We start from the raw sequence: 2,046 nt of genomic DNA, 5'->3' as shown, positions 1-2,046 counted from the left end.
ATGGACACCCTTGCCTTTGGCTAGCAGACTCGTGCTGCCTCGCCTGCAGTGGACTTTCACCACCAAGTTAACGCCCATGCCGGGCGCACATAAAAGGAAAAACCCCTGACGGGGTTTTTACTTGGCATACTCCACCACCCGGGTTTCCCGAATTATAGTCACCTTAATCTGACCAGGATAGTCCAGCTCTTTCTCAATTTTCTTGGCTATCTCCCGGCTCAGGCGGATGGCTCCCAGATCGTCAACTTTATCCGGTTTTACCATAATCCTGACCTCCCGCCCGGCCTGGATGGCGTAACACTTTTCCACACCTTCAAAGGAGCCAGCTATTTCCTCCAGTTTTTGTAACCTTTTAATATAAGCCTCCAGGGTCTCCCGCCTGGCCCCCGGGCGGGCTGCGGATATGGCATCAGCCGCCTGCACCAGCACCGCCGTAATGGACTGTGCTTCCTGATCCCCATGGTGGGCAGCAATAGCGTTGATCACTTCGGGGTGTTCACGATACTTTTTCGCCAGCTCCACACCAATGGAGACATGGGGCCCTTCTACCTCATGGTCCACTGCTTTACCGATATCATGCAGCAAACCAGCCCGCTTGGCAATCTGCGGATCAATACCCAGTTCAGCGGCCATCAATCCGGCCAGGTGGGCAACCTCTATAGAATGCTTGAGGACATTTTGCCCGTAACTGGTGCGGAATTTCAAACGACCCAGAAGGGTAATCAATTCTGGATGCAAGCCGTGCACCCCGGTTTCGAAGGTGGCCTGCTCTCCCGCCTCACGGATTTGAGCTTCCACCTCCTTACGGGCCTTTTCCACCATTTCTTCAATGCGAGCAGGATGAATGCGCCCGTCCATGATGAGTTTTTCCAGGGCGATCCGGGCAATCTCCCGCCGGATAGGATCGAATCCGGATAAAATTACCGCTTCAGGGGTATCATCAATTATCAGGTCGATCCCGGTCAGAGTCTCAAAAGCGCGGATATTACGCCCTTCCCGGCCAATAATGCGCCCTTTCATTTCATCGCTGGGCAGGGGAATAACCGCCACTGTAGTTTCAGTGACGTGATCCGCAGCGCAGCGCTGTATGGCCAGGGAAATTATCTCCCGGGCGCGTCTTTCCGCTTCCTCCCGGGCTTTATTTTCTATATCCTTAATCATCAGGGCGGCCTCGTGCTGCACTTCCTTCTCAATTCCAGCAAGAAGCTGCTGGCGTGCTTCTTCCGAGGTAAGCCCGGAGATCCGTTCAAGTTCGCTAACCTGTTGTTGATAAATTTCATTCAGGCGCGACCTCAAACTCTCAATTTCCGCTTCCTTGCGATTGAGAGCCTCTTCCTTGCGTTCAATGGACTCGATTTTGCGGTCGAGGGTTTCCTCCTTCTGCAACAGCCGCCGTTCCAGGCGTTGCAATTCGGAACGACGCTCTTTATTTTCCCTCTCCATTTCGTTCCGTAACCGCAACACCTCTTCTTTAGCCTCAAGGATAGCTTCCCGCTTTTTGGCCTCAGCAGCCTTTTCCGCCTCTTCTATTATTTTCTTTGCTTCAGCTTCAGCCGAAGCAAGCCTGGCCTCAATTAGATACCTGCGGACAAAATATCCTGCGGCAAAAGCAACCAGTGCCGTGCCTGTAACAACCAGGAGCACTGTAATAGTCTGCAATTATCTCACCTCCTTAACCCATCTTTTACAGCCACTGTTTAAATTGAAACAGGCGTACAAAAAAAAGACCGAGTTCAACCTCGGTAGAAAAAGAATCGGTACTACCTTCTTCTTTGGTTACGGGCAGAAAAAGAGCCCCCCTCCCCCATTGCAGAGGACAATTCAGGATTATATCCCTTCCTGGAGAAGGTTGTATCTATTTCAAGCCCGCACCAGTAGTAACCAATTCTATTTTCTCCCAACGTTAATTCTATATTTTTTATTAATGAATGTCAAGGTTGACCCTGCTTCACGATAGCGTCAAGTCACTGTAGGAAATAAATCGAAAAGGAGTTACGAGTGCCAACCGCCACATGGGCTTTAGGCTGATTTGATTGCACGTAAAAT

The 2,046-nt window shown here is 50.8% G+C and carries 1 protein-coding gene; it reads right to left on the bottom strand.

The window, feature by feature from the left end; genetic code table 11:
- Positions 1 to 117: 117 nt before the first annotated feature.
- The gene (gene rny, locus BUB44_RS14820; protein ID WP_073167760.1) at positions 118 to 1,659 is read right to left on the bottom strand and encodes a ribonuclease Y; all 1,542 of its coding nucleotides are present in this window, start codon (positions 1,657 to 1,659) and stop codon (positions 118 to 120) included.
- Positions 1,660 to 2,046: the final 387 nt, after the last annotated feature.

The sequence above is a fragment of the Desulfofundulus australicus DSM 11792 genome (assembly GCF_900129285.1).
Lineage (GTDB): Bacteria > Bacillota > Desulfotomaculia > Desulfotomaculales > Desulfovirgulaceae > Desulfofundulus > Desulfofundulus australicus.
The sequence above is the reverse complement of the archived record's forward strand: the minus strand, read 5'-3'. Positions and strand labels throughout refer to the sequence as shown.